Here is an 18,215-nt window from a genome sequence, read left to right as displayed (position 1 = left end):
AAGAACCTATTTCATGAACTGAATGGCTTGTGCTTTCACGAGTGCAGCCGCAAGCGTAGCAGCATTAGCCCATTCAGCTTCATGGATACAGGGGCTGTTACTCCCCTTTTAGCCCACGTTCTTGAATGGTCTGTTGCCACTGAGCCGATTCTTGTTCCATGAACTGGGTTAATTCTGCGCGGCTTGTCGGCTGAGGTGTTAAGCCATAGTCCAGCAAGGACTGACGCACTTCAGGATCGTTCAATACCTTGACCAGCTCCTGATTCCAACGCTCCTGCATATCCTCTGGCATCGTACCAGGCCCCAAGAATGCATACCAATTTAGTGCAATAAAACCAGGGTAGCCGGCCTCTGCCACTGTTGGAATGGTTGGCATATCAGCAGAGCGCTCCAAACCGGTTGTCGCTATTGGAATCAAGGCACCGGTTTTGATGTGAGGAGCCGCTGTCGGGGGAGCCGCAAAGTATGAAGACACACGTTCCCCGATGAGGTCTTGCAAGGCTTGACCACCGCCGCGATAAGGCACGTGTACCATTTCAACTCCAGCGCGCTGGTTGAGCAGTTCTCCGGCCAAGTGTGAGGCAGAGCCTGATCCGGACGAAGCAAAGTCGATAAGACCAGGCTCACTCTTGGCAAGCTCAATAAACTCGCCCAAGGTTTTTGCACCTATACCTTTATGCACAACCAGTACGTTGGGAAAATGTACACCACCCGACAAAGGAGCCAGGTCTTTGAACGGATCGTAAGGCACTTTCATCAGGTGTGGAGAAATAGTCATTGGCCCCACAGAGCCCAAGAGCAGCACCGAGCCATCATTATCAGCATTAGCCACTTGCTGATGCGCCAAAATACCGCCAGCGCCTGCTTTGTTCTGTACGACAACAGTCTGACCGATGTTGTCTCCCAGTTTTTTTGCAATCATGCGAGCTGCAGCATCGGCTGCTCCCCCGGCGGCAAAGCCGACAACTAAAGAAATCGACTTTTTGGGCGGAAATGTCTGCGCTTGCACAGATGAAGAAAGCAAACCTATTGATAAGGCGGCAATCGCAAAACAGGAAAAGGGACGAAAATGCATGATGCTCCTCTTGGGTCGTTATAAGTATTGTTGCGATGAAAATAAACGCGGTGCTTCAAGCCTGGCAGGGTCAGTCGCCACCGGCACGAATGGGGTTTGGCTGGCGCTTCTCTATGGCATGGCGCAGTAGCGATGCGCTACGGAAAATACCGTGAGCAAACTTGCCATAAGGCAAGGTGGCAAAGAGCGCCATGACCGCTCCGAGGTGTAAGCACAACAACAAACCCATCGCGGGTGTGGCACGTGCCAGCCATAGAGCCAATCCGCTGGTGCTGATCAAAAACAGCAAGGCGATAAAGCCTAGATCCATCGGTTTTTGCTTCTGATCGCCCTGTGCCGGGTCGCGACGCAAGTTCAGATAGCCTAAGCCGGCCGTGCCGATACAAAGGCTAACCCCTCCCACAGCCCCCAAGAGTTTGGGCAGACTGGGGAAATCGTAAGGAGCCACCATATCGAACAGATAGTGGTAGATCGTGCCCAGGCTGGTTGCAGCAAAACACAGCATGAAGCCATAAAAGGTCAGGTGATGAAATCGGCGGCGCGACAAGGTGTAAGCATCGTCCTCGTTATGGCATCCCTTCCCATGCCCTCCATCCAGATACTTGAGTTTGAGTACCGAATGGGTTGCCTCGGCAGCGGCAACCCTGCTGACAGGTGCGCCACTGGTGGCTGGAGTGATTTCCGTCCAAAAACCATGCACCCCTTTGCTTAACGCAAATACCGCAAATAGGAATACGGGTGCAAACATGCTTACCAACAGGTTGTGCGGGAATAGATTGTAAAAATCTCCAGCCAATGCTGCGTCCCAGAGCGTACCGTTGAGCGCCAAGGCCAGAACCAGGAATAAGGCCAAGCCCAAGGTCAAGGCAATCGACATCACCAAGCCGTTGCGCTCATAGAGCTTGCCCAGCCTTTTGGGCCAAGCATATTGGGTATAGGTTTGGGCACGAACCTTGGCCATCGCTTGCGGAACATTCACGGCAAATTCGTGAGGCGGTGCGTATTGGCAAGCGTGCAGGCACGCCCCGCAGTTATGGCATAAATTCGCCAGGTAATGAACGTCTGCCGGCTCGAACATCAAGCGGCGTGTCATTGCGGGAAATACCGCGCAAAACCCCTCACAGTAACGACAGGCATTACAGATCGTCATGATTCGATCAACCTCCTGCTCATGAGGCGTGTGGCGAACGGTGGGGCTGGGCGAGTGTGTGTGCAAACCGGTGTTGCACGCATCATCGATCAGTGTTTGAAGTGATTTCATGGGAGTCTCGGGATCAGGGTGCAATAGCGTTTTCATTGTCTGGCCGCCTGCGCAGCCTGTGTGCCTGCAATGCAGCCAAAGGTTGTTCCAATCGACATTCCCACCCCTGCTGTATAGCCTTGCCCCAGCACATTGCCCGCCATCATTTCCCCAGCCACAAACAGATTGCGGCTAGGCCGGTCGTTAAACCGTACGGCAGCTGTTTCGTCGGTGTGCAAACCCAAGTAGGTGAATGTCACGCCTGGGCGCAAGGCGTAGCCATAAAATGGGGGGGTGTCGATGGGCAAGGCCCAGTGCGTTTTGGCAGGCGTAATACCTTGGGTATGACAGTCGTCCAGCGCTGTGTGATCAAACCTTCCAACTTGGCAGGCCTTGTTGTAATCATTCAAGGTTTTCGCGAACGTCACCTCGTCCAGGCCAAGTTTGCGGGCCAGTTCGGGCAGTGTTTCAGCCTTTTGTCCAGGAAAAACAGGAGGCATGAATCTGCCAATAGCCTTGCTGTCTATGATCGAATAAGCAATCTGGCCAGGTTGTTTGGCCACCAAACGACCCCAAATTGCGTAGCGTTTGGGCCAGAAATCTTCTCCCTCGTCATAGAACCGCTTGGCTTGACGGTTGACTACGACCCCTAGGGACACGCAGTCAATACGGGTACAGATACCTCCGTCATACAAAGGGGCTCGTGCGTCAATTGCAACCATATGTGCTTGAGTAGGGTCGCCGATATGGTCTGCTTTGTGATCGTCGATCATGTGGCGCAGCAATGTTCCTTGATTGAAGCGCGTGCCACGAATCAGGAAATTATCCGAAGGCCACTCTCCAAACTCATTTTGTCCCCAGGCATCCCGTAACCATTCACGGTTAGATTCGAAACCGCCCGCCGCCAGTACACAAACTCGCGCCTGGATACGTTCTTCGCCGCTCCAGGCTGCGACAAACTGACCGTCCTCAATTTCCAGCCGGTCAACAGGCGCGTTATAGCGAATGTCCACCCCCAGGGCTTGAGCACTGCGGTAATACGCATTTATCAAGGCTTTTCCGCCACCCATGAAAAACGCATTGGTGCGAGCCACATGTAAGGCGCCCGAGAGCGGAGGCTGGAAGTTGACACCGTGCTTGCGCATCCAACTGCGACAGGAGCTCGTTGTGCGAATCACTAAACGGGCCAGATGTTCATTGGTTTTTCCGGCTGTCACTTTGAGCAAGTCCTGCCAGAACTCTTCCTCTGGATACGCATCGACCAGAACATCTTGCGGCGCATCATGCATACAGCGCAAATTACGAGTGTGTTGCGAATTACCCCCTCGCCATTCACGTGGAGATGCTTCCAGCAATAGCACACTTGCCCCTCCTTCACGGGCTGTAAGTGCGGCGCACAATGCGGCGTTGCCACCCCCAATAACAAGTACATCTATCATTTTTTTGTCCGTTTCCTGTGTGCTATTCGTGGTTTACGCGTTTTGCCACGATATGGAACGGGGTCTACTTTAGGGATGTGGTCTTGTCGACGCCAGTATGGTCATGGCTATAGGTGTTCACTAAAAGTGAAGGCTAAGGCCACAGGGAGACCTTGTGTGTTAAGCAGCGCAAAAGCACACTTCACTGTGAATGAGCGTGAGCAGAGCTAGAACGAGTGACAGTCAGCCGACTGAGCAGCTGTCGCTTTATGAGGAAAAATCTCTATTTCAGAGCAGCGTGGCTCCTGGCCAACGTGATTGCTGCACAAGTGAGCGCATTACATCAGCCAGCACGATCCGGGCCGCAAGCCCCGCTGGTGCTAATTCTTCGTCCGATAAGCTGGCGATCAGGTTACGGCGTTTGAGGGTTTCATGTGCTAAAGGCAAGCTCACTAAACGTTGATTGTGATTACGGACTACTGCTGCACCAGGTTGAACCGTTGCGGCATAGCCAGAGCACACCACATCCATTAGCAAGGCCAGGCCGTCAATCTCCACCACAACATTGGCCTCAGTGCCTTCGCGAAAAAATTCGGCATTCAACAATGCACGCAAGCCGTGGGAGGCGCTGGGCATGACAAGTGGCAGATTGGTAATATCACCCAGCGTCAACGAGTGCTCCACAGGCAACAAGTGGCGTTGATTGGGGTGGATGATAAGAAACAGGCGTTCATCCAAAATAGCTTGCGCACTCCAGGAGTGATGCCCTGCTGTATGGAACACCACCCCTAAGTCAATCTGGCGTCGATTGAGCATTTGAGAGAGATTGCCCGACAAGCTTTCAATCAGATGCACCCGTACATCGGGATAGCGCTGCTTCATGGCAGTGAGAAAAGGGACCGCCAGGACCGAACCGGTGGTCGGTGCCAGACCCACAGTGACTTGCCCAGACAACCGAGCGGCCTGTGCCGCCAACACGGCATTATCGGTGTGTCTCAAGGCCAATTGCGCTTCTTGACGAAACGCCAAGCCGGCTGCGGTGGGGGCCACGCCAGTCGATGTGCGCTGTAACAGACGCACGGATAGCTCCCCCTCCAGGCGGCTAATTTGCTGGCTAAGCGCCGAAGTGACAACCCCCAGATCCTGAGCGGCCTTGCCCATGCTGCCTAATTCCACCACACGCAAGAAATACCGTAGCTGACGCAGCTCCATAATAAAACGCCATAAAAAATAGGACGAAAACTCTGATCATAGTTCAATCAGAGCAACGGCTGCGTCTCCTGCACATGACAGGACCGATCAGCACAAACCGGAGCACTGAAAAAAGGAAATTAGGAAGCTAACAGACCGTACTTGCGAATTTTGTCGTGTAGTGTGCTTTTGGCGATGCCCAATTCCTGTCCGGCGCGGGTCAAATTATGTTGATGCCGTCTCAGGGCTTCGACGATCAAGGCACGTTCGACCGCTTCCACGGTTTGAACCAGCGAGGTGGGCACAACTGCTGACGCAGCTTGCTGACCGGGCAAGGCGCCGTTGACTCCCAGCACGCAGCGGTCCGCAAAGTTACGCAGCTCGCGCACATTACCCGGCCAATGCCAGGCCAGCATAGCTTGCAGACGTTCGGAGTCCGGCTCCAGTGCCGGGCGGCCATGCCAGGCCGCCGCCAACAAGGCAAAATGCTCGAACAACAGACCAATATCCTCGCGCCGCTCACGCAGGGGCGGCAGTGGCAAGGTCGCCATGTTCAGCCGGTAATACAAATCGTGACGGAACTGGCCTTGATCAGCCTGCGCCAGTAAATCGACTTTAGTGGCTGCAATGACCCGGCAATTGATGGCGATGGATTGATTCGAGCCTAGACGCTCCAGCGTACGTTCCTGTAAAACGCGCAATAGTTTGACCTGCATGACCATTGGCATGCTTTCAATTTCGTCCAGAAACAAGGTACCTTGGTGTGCATACTCTATCTTGCCGATCACCCGCTTGCCAGCGCCCGTAAAAGCGCCTGCTTCATGACCGAACATCTGACTGTCGAACAGACTGTCGGACAGTGCACCGCAGTTGACGGCCACAAAATTGCCCTCGCTGGTGTGCCCCACCTCGTGAAGGCAGCGTGCTACCAGTTCTTTGCCGGTACCGGTTTCGCCAAAAATAAGTACATCGGCGGCACTATTGCCCAGATTGCAGATTAGTTCACGTACCTTGGACATGACAGATGAGTTACCCAGAACACGCGCTTCAATGGATTGCTTATCCTGCAAGCGGCACTGCAAAGCTTCGATTTCAAAGCTCATTTGACGTTTATCCAGGGCGCGCGATACGACCTGTACAAAATGTTCGGGCGAAAATGGTTTCTCGATAAAATCATAGGCCCCCATTTTCATGGCCTGAACGGCCATCGACACATCACCATGGCCGGTAATCAGTACGACAGGCAAGTCGCTGTCCACGTGCTGCAGCTGCTGCAACAAGCTCATGCCATCGGCGCCTGGCAAACGCACGTCGGACACCACAATGCCTGGCCAAGCCTTGTGAAGGAGGTGCAAGGCCTGTTCGGCGCTTTCTGCCTCTTGCACCTGGATGCCTTCAAGCTGCAAGGTTTGGCTACAGCCCAGACGTACATTAACGTCGTCTTCAACGATGAGAACAGTCAGCCCGTCGTACATTTCTCTGCTCCAGGAAAGGGAAGCACAATGGTGAATACGGCACCACCACTTGGCAAGTTCTCTGCCGTCAGGCTGCCCCCGCAATGTTGGATAATACTCATCGAAATGGCCAAACCCAGGCCCAGTCCGGTACCACTGTCTTTGGTGGTGAAAAACGGTTCGAATAAATGCAAGCAGACCTCCTCGCTTAATCCCGGACCATTGTCTTGAACCCGGATCGCCACCTGCTGGCCTTGCCGCTGGCTGCTGATCTGAATGACGGGATGAGCGTTTTGCGTGGCCGCAGCGTCAATCGCATTGCTCAGTAGATTAACAATCACTTGTTCAAGGCGGTTGGGATTGCACAGCACCCTGCTCGCCTCGTCAGCCAATTGAACCTGTATCGTTGCGCGGTGTTGGTGAATGGAAGGATCCAGGATTAGCAGGGCCCGATCGATAATAGCGTTCAAATCCGCCAGCCCCGAATGACCAGGCGATTTGCGAGCAAATTGTTTGAGCTGTGAGGTCAGCGCGCCCATGCTGTCCACCAAATCATTGATGCGTTTCAAATTGGCGCGTACCGTATCCAGGTCGCCGCGCTCCATGAAGCGGATGGTGTTCCCTGACAAGGTACGCAGTGCCGTCAAGGGTTGATTCAGCTCGTGGGCCAGGCCGGTAGACAACTGTCCAATGACAGCCAGTTTGCCTGCGTGAATCAAGCCGGCCTGGGTCTCTTCCAACGTTCGAGTACGCTCCTGCACCTTGCGTTCAAGCTGAGCATGGGCCCGCTCCAGTTGCAAGCGCGCAAGAGCCCGATCACGCTGTTGCTGCCGGCGCAAATACCAACTGATTAATATGACAAAAAAGGACACGACACCCAAGGCCGCCAGGCCTGCGTACAGGCGAGCCATGGAATAGACCAGATCGGTGGGCAAAAACAGCGTCAAAGTCCAGCCGTTGGCACCAAACGGAAGTGTCTGAGCCAGCGACAGTCCGCGAACCTGATCCGCTGCCCCCGATTCCGTCCAGGCCTGCGACCAAGATACTAATTGTGCATCCTGGCTCAGCACTTTTTGGGTCAGGAGATCCAGTGGCACAATCGGTAAACCATTGTACTGGCGAGTCTCGCGCAGGTGCTGCTGCACATCTTCAGTTAAGGGTTGATTTGCTGTAAATTTCCAGGCGGGCACAGAGGACAAAATCGCCACTCCATAGTGATCGGAAACGATCACCGGCGCTTGAGCATGGGTCCAGGAATCCTGCAAACGATCAAGGTCCACCTTGATCACGGCCACTCCCATGACCTGCCCCGCCAGCGAGATGGGTGCTGAGATGTAATAGCCTGCCTCACCCCGGGTGGTCCCAACGCCAAAGAAGAAACCGGGCCGCCCTTGGTGTGCCTCGGAGAAATAATGGCGATAGGAAAGATCTTCCCCCAGATAACTGTCAGCCTGTTGCCAGTTGCTGGTCGCCAGAACGCGTCCCTGGCGACCAAGGATGTAAATCACGCGGGTCTTGGCACGCTCGTTCAAGCGCTCCAGATGACGGCTGACCTCGAGCGAGGACTGGGTGTTACGCTCCAAAAGCCCAACCACTGCTTGATCCAGCTCCAGCATCTTGGGTAAATATTCGTATTTCTCGACTTCGTGACGCAGTGTCAGCGCATACAAGTCCAGACGCTGCCGAGCCGTGTCCTGCAAACTGGCTAGTCCGAGCGCTTCGCCAACACGATAAGCCATCACGCCCGCTATGGCAGCCAGCGACACAATCAGCGCCAGTAACAGCAAGACTTTCTGAGGACGAAAAAATCGGGGCAAATGCATAAAACCGTAGCGGCCACTTACACGGGATTTTAGTAAACAGCCGCCACTCAGAGACAGGGGAGGCCTCAGGCAACGACAGGCACGGAGCCTGCCGCGGCTGCCTCCTTGGGCTGGAGCACGGATGGATCTGCCGCCCTGTTGTCTGACTCGTCGGGTGCGTCGATGGCGCCCTCCCATTTAGCAACAACGGCCGTGGCAATGCCGTTACCCAACACATTTGTCGCGGTGCGGCCCATGTCCAGAAAGTGATCAATGCCCATGATCAATAGTACACCAGCCTCGGGCAGCCCAAACATCGGTAAAACCGCGGCCACCACGACCAGCGCGGAGCGTGGCACACCGGCGATACCTTTGCTGGAGATCATCAACACCAGCAGCATAATAATCTGCTGTTGTAAGGACAGCGGCACGTCATACGCCTGTGAGATAAACAAAGCGGCAAAAGCGGTGTAGATCATGGAGCCATCCAGGTTAAAGGAATAACCCAGCGGAAGGACAAAGCCGATAACCCGTTTGCGTACACCGAACACTTCCAGCTTTTCCATCAAACGTGGATAGGCGGCTTCACTGGAGGCGGTGGAAAAGCCCAGCAACATGGGTTGACGGATTTCTTTGAACAGCGTGAATACACGGCCCTTGAGCACCAGAAATCCCGCAGCAAGCAGAATCAACCACAACACCACCAAGGTGGCATAAAAGCTGCCCAGGAATTTGCCATAGACAGCCAAAATACCCAGCCCTTCGGTCGTGATGATATTGGCAACGGCAGCAAACACACCTAGCGGCGCAAAGTACATAACGTAGTTGGTTACCGTCAGCATCACTGGCACTGCGCCCTCGATGGTTTGTGCGAGGGTGTTTGCCTGGGGATTTCCACGCACTTTTCCCAAGGCCAGTCCGAAAAATACCGAGAACACCAGGATTTGCAAAATCTCGTTCTTGGACATGGACTCAAAAAAGTTACGTGGCACAACGTGGGTCAGAAACGTTTTCAGGTTCAGTGCCGAGGTATCTACCCCCAAGTGAGCGGATTCAGCCGGCAAGGGGATGCCGACATTGGCACCTGGCTGGAAAATATTGGCAAAAATCAGCCCTACCGTCAGCGATACCAACGACGCCAACAGAAACCAGCCTACGGCACGGCCACCGATACGGCCGACAGTCGCGGCATCATCCATGCTGGCCATACCCGCAACCAAGGTGGCGAAAATCAGCGGAGCAATGATCATCTTGATCAAGCGTAAAAACATATCCGTCACCATGCCAAAGTAGCTGGCAATGGCATGAGCTTGTTCGGGGGTATCGGCCATTTTGTGGCAGATATAACCCACCACCACACCCAATACCATGGCAATCAGAATCCATGTGGTTTGCTTATTCAGCTTCATATGCTTATCTCCCTTGTCGGCCCGTGCACGGGCCGGTCCTTTTTTTTAATTAAAGCGTTTGCTCAAATTCGTTCAAGGTGCGTGGCGCGATCAGCAGTTCAGGCCGCAAGGCCTGAGCCAGTTCGTCCGCACTTAACAAGCCATGCTCCAGAATCAGCTCAGCCACTCCCTTGCCGGTTTCATGTGCCTGCTTGGCAATGTCAGTGGCCGCGGTGTAGCCAATCAACGGATTAAGCGCCGTAACCAATCCGATGGATTGGCTGACACTGTCTGCCAGGCGCTGAGGGTTGGCGGTGATCGCTTCCACGCAGTAGTCGGCCAGAATCATGCATCCGCGTTGCAGGTGACGCAGGCTCTTGTAGAGGCTGTGCGCAATAATGGGTTCAAACGCGTTGAGCTGAAGCTGTCCAGCTTCGGCCGCAAAGGAGACAGTCACATCGTTGCCAAAGACTTCAAAGGCAATCTGGCTGATCGCTTCCGGAATGACGGGATTGACTTTGCCCGGCATGATGGAGGAGCCCGCTTGGCGTGGTGGCAAATTGATCTCGCCGATGCCAGCGCGTGGGCCGCTCGATAGCAGACGCAAGTCGTTGCAGGTTTTGGACAACGTGACGGCAACTCGTTTCAACGCGCTGGACAATTGCACAAAAGCGCTACAGTCCTGGGTGGCTAGGATCAAGTCCGGTGCGCTGCGCAGGCTGATCCCCGTGTTTGAGGATAGTTGACGCGTGACCAGTTGGGCATAGCGTGGATCAGTATTGATCCCCGTGCCAATCGCGGTGGCCCCCAGATTGATTTCACACAGCTCTTGCATGGCCTCGGTCAGGCAAAGCCGATCTTTGGCAATCATGCCGGCGTAAACCGCGAACTCCTGCCCTAGGGTCATAGGGACCGCCTCCTGCAGCTGTGTACGCCCCATTTTCAATAACTCTTTGAAAGCGTGAGCTTTGCCCTCGAACGCTTGCTGCAAGTACTCCAAGGCAGTCAATAAACGGGCAGCGCCCTGATAGGCAGCCAGCTTCAAGGCCGTGGGGTATACATCATTGGTCGACTGCCCCAGATTGACATCTTCATTGGGGTGGAGGAAAGCGTACTGCCCACGTTCATGGCCCAAAATTTCCAGAGCACGGTTAGCGATCACCTCGTTCGCATTCATGTTGGTAGAGGTTCCCGCACCACCTTGGATCACATCCACCACAAAATGCTCGTGATGCTGGCCGGACTCAATTTCTCGGCATGCCTGCACAATCGCTTCTTTCTTGACGGCATTCAATGTTCCCAGCGCGTGGTTGGCTTGCGCGGCAGATGCTTTGATTTGTGCCAAGGCACGAATCAAATCGGGATAGTGTGAAATAGGTATCGCCGTAATAGCGAAGTTCTCAACAGCTCGCAGGGTGTGAATGCCAAAATACGCTGAGTCAGGTACGGGCCGAGTTCCTAGCAAGTCTTTTTCCAGGCGCGTGTGGGCTGTTGCGGTGCAATCAGTCATCTTATCTCTCCGTTTTATGTAGTACCCAAAAAATTGGGGTTGTTGTACCGGAGTTAAAAGCAACAACTGTGCCAACAATAAGGGATCACACTAGCCTATTGAAAAACAAGTCATTTTTTGCGCACTGATTGTAGAGACACTGACAATATGCTTGCTTCTGTTCGGATTTCTGAACACGACAAAATCAAAACAGACGGAAACCCGAACAGAAGTCATCGAACTGTGCGGCTGTGGGTTTTATCCTGCTGTATTACCATGCGGTTTCCTCTCAAAATCGCTCCCCTTTTTGTTGGAGACTTTCTTTTCAATGGCTGGAAGTTATTTCCGTTAATTGCATTTTATTTTCTATAATGGATACCATGGAGATAGGCGGTTAGGTGTTTGTGTACACCCGGATCGGCTTTATTATTCCTACATCCGGCTTCAGTTTCGGGGCTTGAACACGCCTGTACAAGTCTTCACCTTCTACTGACCTACTCTTATGAACCCTTTTGTCCTTCTCTCCGGCTGCTCTAGTGGCGGCAAATCTACTCTGTTATCCGAGCTGCAGAATCGTGGCTATACGGTTATCCAGGAACCTGGGCGACGTATCGTGCAGGAACAACTGACCAGCGGTGGCTCTGCCCTTCCCTGGCTGGATATGGAGGCCTTCCTGAATGAAGCGATAAAGACCGCGCAAGATGACTATTGCAGCGCTCCGAAAGATGGTGGCTGGGTGTTTTTTGATCGAGGCTTGATTGATGCGGCCGCAGCTTTGCAGGAATTAAAGGGAACGCCACTGCTGGATGAACTCAACAAGACCAGCCCTTATCATTCACAGGTATTTTTAACGCCGCCCTGGCCTGAAATATACGAGGCTGATCCAGAGCGTCGTCACGATATGAACGCTGCTTTGCGTGAGTATGAGCGGTTGAAGCGTGTTTATCCCCTACTGGGATACCAAGTGAGCCTGCTGCCCAAAACAAGCGTAGAAAAGCGTGCTGATTTTGTCTTGAAGACGCTAACTCAAGTGTGAGTACTGCTTTGTTATGCAAAGTGTCGATCACTAGAAGGAGCAGGTTCACACGGCTCTGTACTCCGCTTTCGGGCTGTGTTTCACTCCAGACTTTGTCCACAAGCCCCAAAGCATCCAGTACCGCAACAGACACAGTAAAAGCCCCGCATAAAAAAAGAGCCACCAGTCTTAAAACTGACAGCTCTTTTTTACTTCATTTGGGCGTCAATCAGCCCTTCAAACCAGGCATCACACGTGTCAACGTGCCTGCAACCGTACGCTCCAGCACATCGACCAGCACAACCGTCTGCTGATCCACTTCGATATTGAGCTTATCGCCCGCCTTGTAGCGGGAGAACGTCGTCTGGCGCAAGGTTTCGGGAATCAGATTGATGGTCACAACACCGTCTTCCACATCCGCCACAGTCAAGCTGCAGCCATTCACGCCCAGAAAACCACGTGGAAACACGTATTTCGCCCAATCTTCCGGCATCTGAAAACGCAGACGGTTACCGGCCTCGGTAATACTCAGTTCCAGCACTTCAGCCGTCGTTGCGATATGGCCAGCCATCACATGGCCGCCAATTTCCTCGTTCAGCTTGGCCGACCGTTCGATATTGACCAGATCACCCGTTTTGAGTGTGCCCAGATTTGTGCGCTCCAGCGTGACGGGAATCGCATCAAAGGTGACTTTAGGGCCGGAGATGCTGGTCACGCTCAGGCATGTGCCTTCCACGCTGACACTGGCACCCAGTTGCAGATCCACCAGCAGCTCGTCAGTGAAGTCAATTTCAAACTCGGTACGGCCCAGCTCGGCCCTGACCGCAGTAAGAGGACGAACTGCTTTAACAATTCCGGTATACATCAGCACGCTCCTTCGCAGAATTCATGCAAAAGACCAACGGCTAATGCAGGGGAGATTTTCAGATTTTTCATTTGAACGCATCCTTGATTAAACAATGCGTCCTCCGGGCAGCAATAAAACACGCCGCTGCCTTGATCACAAGGCAGCGATGCTTCATCTTCTTTCATCCGGACTCTGACCGTCGGCCCAGGTTTCTCACCTGATCTGCTGACCTTTCCCTGGCGGAAAGCGCTCGCGGGCTGGGGAGTAGCTCCCTTACCGCCGGTGGGGAATTTCACCCCGCCCTGAAGACGTTTGCAGTGTAAGACCGGAGCCCAAGTCTAATCAAGCCAGACTCGCGCCCGGTCGCCACGCTTAAGCCTTGCGATGCACGCTCAAGCCTGCAAAGCTTTGCGCCACTGGCATCAACTCGATGTAGTTGACGTTCATATGGGCAGGCGCGTTCATGATCCAGGCAATGGTATTGGCGATATCGTCAGGCGTGAGCGCATCCACGTTCTGGTACAACGCAGCGGCTTTGTCTTTATCGCCCAGACGCACAGTCGAGAAGTCCGTACCGGAACACAGGCCAGGAGCCACGGTAGAAACACGAACTGCGGTACCCGACAGGTCGGCGCGCAGGTTCAGGCCCAGTTGATGCACAAAAGCCTTGGTAGCACCGTACACATTGCCGCCTGCATAAGCGTATTCGCCCGCAGTCGACCCCAGATTAATGATGTGGCCCTGATTGCGCTTGACCATACCCGGCAGCAAAGCGTGCGTAATGTGCAGCAACGCGCTGATATTGGTGGCCACCATGGTGTCCCACTGATCCATCTTGGCGTCTTGCGCCTTGTCCACGCCCAGTGCCAGACCGGCATTATTGATCAGCACATCAATATTGGGAAAACGAGCTGTCAGATCAGCCAGAACCGCTTCTGCTCGCGCACGATCGGTCAAATCCACGCTGACCGGTACAAAACGCTCGCCCAGTTCGGCGGCCAGGGCATCGAGCTTGTCCTGGCGACGCGCCAGACCCAGCACGGTGTGTCCTTCAGATACCAATTTACGGGCAAGCGCAGCCCCAAACCCTGAGGAGGCCCCGGTGACAACGGCGGTTTTCATAGTGCGATCCCTATACAGCTCGCTGCTCGTTAAGCAGGCGACAATTAAAGCATTAAGGATAGCAAACTTCAGGCACGTCGTAGCCTCTTCACCCTAGGGAAAAAGCGGACAAATCCGTCTATGGAAATGCCCGCTTCTTTCTTGCTCTGGCATCAGGCGGCAGGCCGCTCCAGGCCCAGGTGGCCACGCAAGGTAGCGTGTTCGTATTCCTGACGGAACAGCCCGCGTTTTTGCAGAACCGGAATCACCTGCTCAACAAAGTCACGAATGCCATTGGGCAAGGAAGGCGGCATCAGGTTAAAACCATCCGCGCCTTCGTTGCGCCACCATTGCTCAATCTGATCCGCAATGGACTCCGGCGTACCGACCATGGTGCAGTGACCGCCGCCAGCAGCGATTCGGCCCAGCAACTGGCGCACTGTCGGTTTTTCCATTTCCACAATGCGCAGCATGGTGGCATAGCGCCCTTTGGGGCCTTTGAAGCTTTCCAGGGGCGGCAGTGGTGGCACTGGCGCATCCAGCTCCCAATTCATGCAGTCCTGGCCGACAAACATGCCCAGCTGACGCAAGGATGTCTCGGCGGGTAGCAATTCGTCCAGCTCTTGCTGCTTGCGGCGCGCCTCTTCCATGGTGGAGCCCACATAGGTCACCAAACCCGGCATCACGGGCACATCCACGCCACGGCCCGCTTCACGCACGCGTCGTTTGATATCGCGGTAATAGGATTGGGCCGAGGGCAAATCATAAGCCACAGCGTAAATAGCCTCCGCTTTGCGCGCCGCCAAATCACGGCCTTGCTCAGAAGCACCTGCCTGAAACAGCACCGGCTGGCCTTGCGGCGAACGTGGCAAGGTCAAGGGGCCATCCACCAGGAAGTGATCGCCCTTATGCAGGATCTGGCGAACCTGATCCACTTTGGCGTAATCGCCCTTTCTGTCCATGACCAAAGCACTGTCGCTCCAGGAGTCGAACAGTTGCAATGCGGTATCGACAAACTCTTCAGCCCGCGCATAGCGCCAGGCATGATCGGGCATGGCTTCGTAGCCGTGGTTACGCGCTTCCGAGTCAAACATGGATGTCACCACGTTCCAGCCCATCCGCCCATTGGATACATGATCCAAAGAGCACAACATGCGTGCCGCCACAAACGGCGTATAGAAGGTACTGGAAACGGTACTGATCAAGCCGATACGTTCGGTGGCTCTCGCCAGCGCAGCCATCATGGTCAAGGGTTCGAGGAACCAGCGCGGACCATCGGACACGTTATCGCTGGACTGACCATCGGCAAAAAAAATAGCGTCCAGCTTGCCGCGCTCGGCAATCTGGGTCAGCTCTTCGTAAAACCGAACATCGCCTAAACGTTCAACCTGAGAATCGGGATGGCGCCAGGCTGCTTTGTGATGCCCGCAGCCCATAATGAACAAATTGAAATGCAGCTGTCTCATCCGTTTTTCACCAACCCACCGTCAACAACCAGATTCTGTCCTGTTACGGCACGCGCCCACGGACCGGCGAAGAACAAGGCCGCATCGGCAAATTCCTCGGGCGTGGTCACGCGGCGCAAGGGTGTGCTGGCCGCAATCAAGTCAAACACCGCTTCGGGCGTGGCCGAGGACGCGTCGGTTGTACGCAGCAAACCACCGGAAATCATGTTCACGGTAATCTGATCGGGCCCCAGATCGTGCGACAAGGTGCGTGTCATGGACAACAAGGCCGCCTTGGCCGCAGTGTAATCGTGGTAAGGCACCACGGGGTTCTGAAACAGGTTCGTGCCGATATTGATAATGCGGCCAAAACCGGCCTGTTTCATGCCAGGCAGGGCGGCCTGTGTAGTGTTCAAGGCACCGCCCACAATGCCTTCCAGCTGCTGGTTCAGCTGCGTCCACGTCAAGGTATCGGCATGGGGACGGGCATCGCCATTGAAGGAGAACTCGGGCAAGGCGTTATTGACGACGGTAGTGATGGGCTGGCCAAAGTGCGCCTGCGCCTTGGCAAACAAGGCTTGTACCGAAGCCGCATCCGTCACGTCCGCTTGCACGGCCAGACATTGCTGCGGAAATTCGTCCGCTAGCGCCTGAGCGGCTGCTTCACTTTTCAGGTAATTGATCACAACTTTTGCGCCCTGGCCTGCAAAGGCGCGCACCAGGCAAGCCCCCAGGCCGCGTGCGCCGCCGGTGACCAGAACAAGTTGTTGAGAGAGTTCCGAGACGTGTTCCACAGACATGACATTCCTTGCAAGATTTCGGCGAGGATGTCGACCTGCTTGAGACGCAGGGCCATGGATTCGGACATCCCTTCGCCAGTATGAGCTGGATCAGGTTCGACGGGTTTTATCTCAGCCCTTCCCAAGAAGGACACCCCGTGCCGCAGGCAGACCATAGCATAAATCGGACTCAACCGTATTATTGACATTTGAAAGAAGCTCTCCTACTCTTCTAGCCTGTTCCTGGGGGAGTCCTTACGGGCTGAGACTCCGCATTCAAGCGGTAACCCTTAGAACCTGATCCGGATCATGCCGGCGAAGGGAAAGGAAACGCGGCCTGGCAGCCTGCCCGCTCTTGTCTGAGCGGCGCATTCACAAGCTCACACGCCCCATTTCAATCCCTCCATTTTTCTGCGCCCTGTTCTGGCACCCTGCCAGCCTGGCCGGTTTGTGCCTGTTCAAACAGGCTTTTGGGGAGATCTCATGCTGGACCAAAGTGCCACCCTCCTGTGGCTCATCGTTTTTTCCGCCGCTTTTGCCTTGGCTGGGGTGCTGTACGCCCGCCACTACAACAGTTCCCTGGAAGACTTTGTGGTGGCTCGCAACAGCCAAAGCTCGGTCGCTACCATTCTGACTTTATTGGCCTCTTCATTGGGTGCCTGGATTCTGTTTTCGCCCGCACAGGCAGCCAGTTGGGGCGGTTTAAGCGCTGTCATCGGTTATGCCATTGGCTCCATGTCGCCCCGTCTGGCCATGATTCCACTCGGCAAGCGCATGCGCGAATTGCTGCCTCGCGGCCATAGCCTGAGCGAGTTTGTCATCGCCCGCTACGGTCGTCCCATGTATGCGCTGACCCTGATCATCATGCTGTTTTACATGTTCATCTCCATGACGGCAGAAATCACCGCCATGTCCAAGATGATTACCTTGATTGCCCCGATTCCTTTATGGGTCACGGCCAGCATTGTGTTGCTGGCCACGCTGATCTACACCTCTTACGGCGGTTTGCGTGCCTCCATTTTCACCGACAAGGTGCAGATGTTTGTGATTCTGCCCATGCTGTTTCTGATCGTGATGTTCGGCTGGCAGGCGGTGGGCGGCCCGGTACAGTTGTTTAACAGCGTGAAACTGGAAGCCCCACGCCTGATCGAGCTTAGCGATCCCGTAGGTGTGAAGGCTGGCCTGACGTTCTTTGTCGCCATCTTGCTGACCGGCCTGTTTCACCAAGGTAACTGGCAACGTATCTATGCCGCCAAAGACACCAAGTCCATGCGTCGCGGCTTTTTGTTGGGCGGCTTGTTTGTAGCACCTTTCATTTTTCTGATGGGCCTGTTTGGCCTGGCCTTTGTCGGTCTGGGCTCGCCCGGTGACAGCTCCGTGGCCTTGTTCAATGTAATTTTGCCGCACGTACCTGTCTGGTTCCTGGTGCTGCTGATTCCGTTAGGCCTGTCCCTGGTCATGAGCAGTGCCGATACCGCAATCAGCGCTGTCTCCAGCCTGATTGCCGTGGACTTGAGCCGCATCATGCCGCATCGCAACACCGCTCAAATGATGAGTCTGGCGCGTTCCCTGATCTGGATTTGCTCCATCCCTGTGCTGTACGCCTCCTCACAAGGCTTTAGCGTACTGTACTTGTTCCTGCTAGCGGACTTGCTGTGCTCGGCAGCGGCCTTCCCGGTTTTCTTTGGCCTGTACAGCCGCCGCTACGATGGCTTTACGGCCACCATCAGCACCATCGGTGGTCTGGTCGCCGGTCTGGCCGTATTCCCGCGCCCCAATGGTCCTATGGATTACTTGCTGGAGTCCTTCTTGCTGGCCGCGATTGTGCCTGTCGTGATCAGTGTTCTGATCATGCCCTTGCGTCGTCACCTGCCCAAGTTCGATCTAGGGTCTCTGGCTTCCTCCACGCGCGTACTGGACTAAGTCAGATGCGCCGAGTTTCGGCTTGAAACAAAAACCCCGGTTTGTATG

The 18,215-nt window shown here is 54.6% G+C and carries 15 protein-coding genes and 3 riboswitches; of the genes, 2 read left to right on the top strand and 13 right to left on the bottom strand.

From position 1 onward, the window contains the following. Positions 1-97: 97 nt before the first annotated feature. The 8 genes from ACLPGZ_RS05870 to ACLPGZ_RS05835 all read right to left on the bottom strand — a co-directional run bounded on the left by ACLPGZ_RS05870 (position 98) and on the right by ACLPGZ_RS05835 (position 11,078). A complete protein-coding gene (locus ACLPGZ_RS05870) occupies positions 98-1,075 on the bottom strand; it encodes a Bug family tripartite tricarboxylate transporter substrate binding protein (RefSeq protein WP_115633637.1) in 978 nt (325 codons plus the stop codon). A 70-nt stretch (positions 1,076-1,145) separates the two neighbouring features. Next, positions 1,146-2,336 carry a tricarballylate utilization 4Fe-4S protein TcuB gene (tcuB, locus tag ACLPGZ_RS05865; protein WP_429641102.1) on the bottom strand — a complete coding sequence of 397 codons (1,191 nt, stop codon included), beginning with the start codon at positions 2,334-2,336 and terminating at the stop codon, positions 1,146-1,148. Between the two features lie 32 nt (positions 2,337-2,368). Beyond that, complete coding sequence (tcuA, locus tag ACLPGZ_RS05860) at positions 2,369-3,754, bottom strand: FAD-dependent tricarballylate dehydrogenase TcuA (RefSeq protein WP_429641056.1); 1,386 nt, start codon at positions 3,752-3,754, stop codon at positions 2,369-2,371. A gap of 267 nt (positions 3,755-4,021) precedes the next feature. Continuing rightward, a complete protein-coding gene (locus ACLPGZ_RS05855; protein ID WP_429641055.1) occupies positions 4,022-4,945 on the bottom strand; it encodes a LysR family transcriptional regulator in 924 nt (307 codons plus the stop codon). A gap of 119 nt (positions 4,946-5,064) precedes the next feature. Next, a complete protein-coding gene (locus tag ACLPGZ_RS05850) occupies positions 5,065-6,399 on the bottom strand; it encodes a sigma-54-dependent transcriptional regulator (RefSeq protein WP_429641054.1) in 1,335 nt (444 codons plus the stop codon). After that, the gene (locus tag ACLPGZ_RS05845; protein ID WP_170978539.1) at positions 6,384-8,195 is read right to left on the bottom strand and encodes a sensor histidine kinase; all 1,812 of its coding nucleotides are present in this window, start codon (positions 8,193-8,195) and stop codon (positions 6,384-6,386) included. Before ACLPGZ_RS05845 ends, ACLPGZ_RS05850 begins: the two co-directional genes overlap by 16 nt. Positions 8,196-8,266: 71 nt before the next feature. Continuing rightward, on the bottom strand, positions 8,267-9,589 hold the full coding sequence (locus ACLPGZ_RS05840; RefSeq protein WP_060185035.1) for a dicarboxylate/amino acid:cation symporter: 1,323 nt from the start codon (positions 9,587-9,589) through the stop codon (positions 8,267-8,269). A 49-nt stretch (positions 9,590-9,638) separates the two neighbouring features. Further along, positions 9,639-11,078: an aspartate ammonia-lyase gene (locus ACLPGZ_RS05835; RefSeq protein ID WP_115633633.1), complete on the bottom strand. Its 1,440-nt coding sequence runs from the start codon at positions 11,076-11,078 to the stop codon at positions 9,639-9,641. Positions 11,079-11,559: 481 nt separating this feature from the next. Here ACLPGZ_RS05835 and ACLPGZ_RS05830 point away from each other — a divergent pair, with 481 nt between their 5' ends. Continuing rightward, a complete protein-coding gene (locus tag ACLPGZ_RS05830) occupies positions 11,560-12,093 on the top strand; it encodes an AAA family ATPase (protein WP_115633632.1) in 534 nt (177 codons plus the stop codon). Between the two features lie 208 nt (positions 12,094-12,301). Here ACLPGZ_RS05830 and ACLPGZ_RS05825 read toward each other — a convergent pair whose 3' ends face one another. From ACLPGZ_RS05825 to ACLPGZ_RS05805, 5 genes are all read right to left on the bottom strand, one after another. Continuing rightward, positions 12,302-12,937: a riboflavin synthase subunit alpha gene (locus tag ACLPGZ_RS05825; protein ID WP_115633631.1), complete on the bottom strand. Its 636-nt coding sequence runs from the start codon at positions 12,935-12,937 to the stop codon at positions 12,302-12,304. Beyond that, a complete protein-coding gene (locus ACLPGZ_RS05820; protein ID WP_181900152.1) occupies positions 12,937-13,104 on the bottom strand; it encodes a hypothetical protein in 168 nt (55 codons plus the stop codon). The genes ACLPGZ_RS05825 and ACLPGZ_RS05820 overlap by 1 nt, the downstream gene beginning before the upstream one ends. Continuing rightward, a riboswitch (FMN riboswitch) is annotated at positions 13,089-13,233 on the bottom strand. It overlaps the preceding gene by 16 nt. Before the next feature lie 58 nt (positions 13,234-13,291). Further along, a complete protein-coding gene (locus ACLPGZ_RS05815; protein ID WP_009458283.1) occupies positions 13,292-14,041 on the bottom strand; it encodes an SDR family NAD(P)-dependent oxidoreductase in 750 nt (249 codons plus the stop codon). A gap of 152 nt (positions 14,042-14,193) precedes the next feature. Beyond that, positions 14,194-15,486, bottom strand: coding sequence for an LLM class flavin-dependent oxidoreductase (locus tag ACLPGZ_RS05810; RefSeq protein ID WP_035273191.1), 1,293 nt, complete (start codon positions 15,484-15,486; stop codon positions 14,194-14,196). Beyond that, entirely contained in the window at positions 15,483-16,265 is a 783-nt protein-coding gene (locus ACLPGZ_RS05805; RefSeq protein ID WP_035273194.1) for a 3-oxoacyl-ACP reductase, read from the bottom strand. Before ACLPGZ_RS05805 ends, ACLPGZ_RS05810 begins: the two co-directional genes overlap by 4 nt. A gap of 50 nt (positions 16,266-16,315) precedes the next feature. Continuing rightward, positions 16,316-16,413: riboswitch (TPP riboswitch) on the bottom strand. A 66-nt stretch (positions 16,414-16,479) separates the two neighbouring features. Next, a riboswitch (TPP riboswitch) is annotated at positions 16,480-16,586 on the top strand. A gap of 141 nt (positions 16,587-16,727) precedes the next feature. Here ACLPGZ_RS05805 and ACLPGZ_RS05800 point away from each other — a divergent pair. Continuing rightward, positions 16,728-18,167 carry a sodium:solute symporter family protein gene (locus ACLPGZ_RS05800; RefSeq protein WP_115633630.1) on the top strand — a complete coding sequence of 480 codons (1,440 nt, stop codon included), beginning with the start codon at positions 16,728-16,730 and terminating at the stop codon, positions 18,165-18,167. The last annotated feature ends 48 nt before the right edge of the window (positions 18,168-18,215 follow it).

It is taken from the genome of Alcaligenes sp. Me129 (assembly GCF_050487245.1).
GTDB lineage: Bacteria > Pseudomonadota > Gammaproteobacteria > Burkholderiales > Burkholderiaceae_B > Alcaligenes > Alcaligenes phenolicus.
This window is presented reverse-complemented; position numbering and strand designations above follow the sequence as displayed.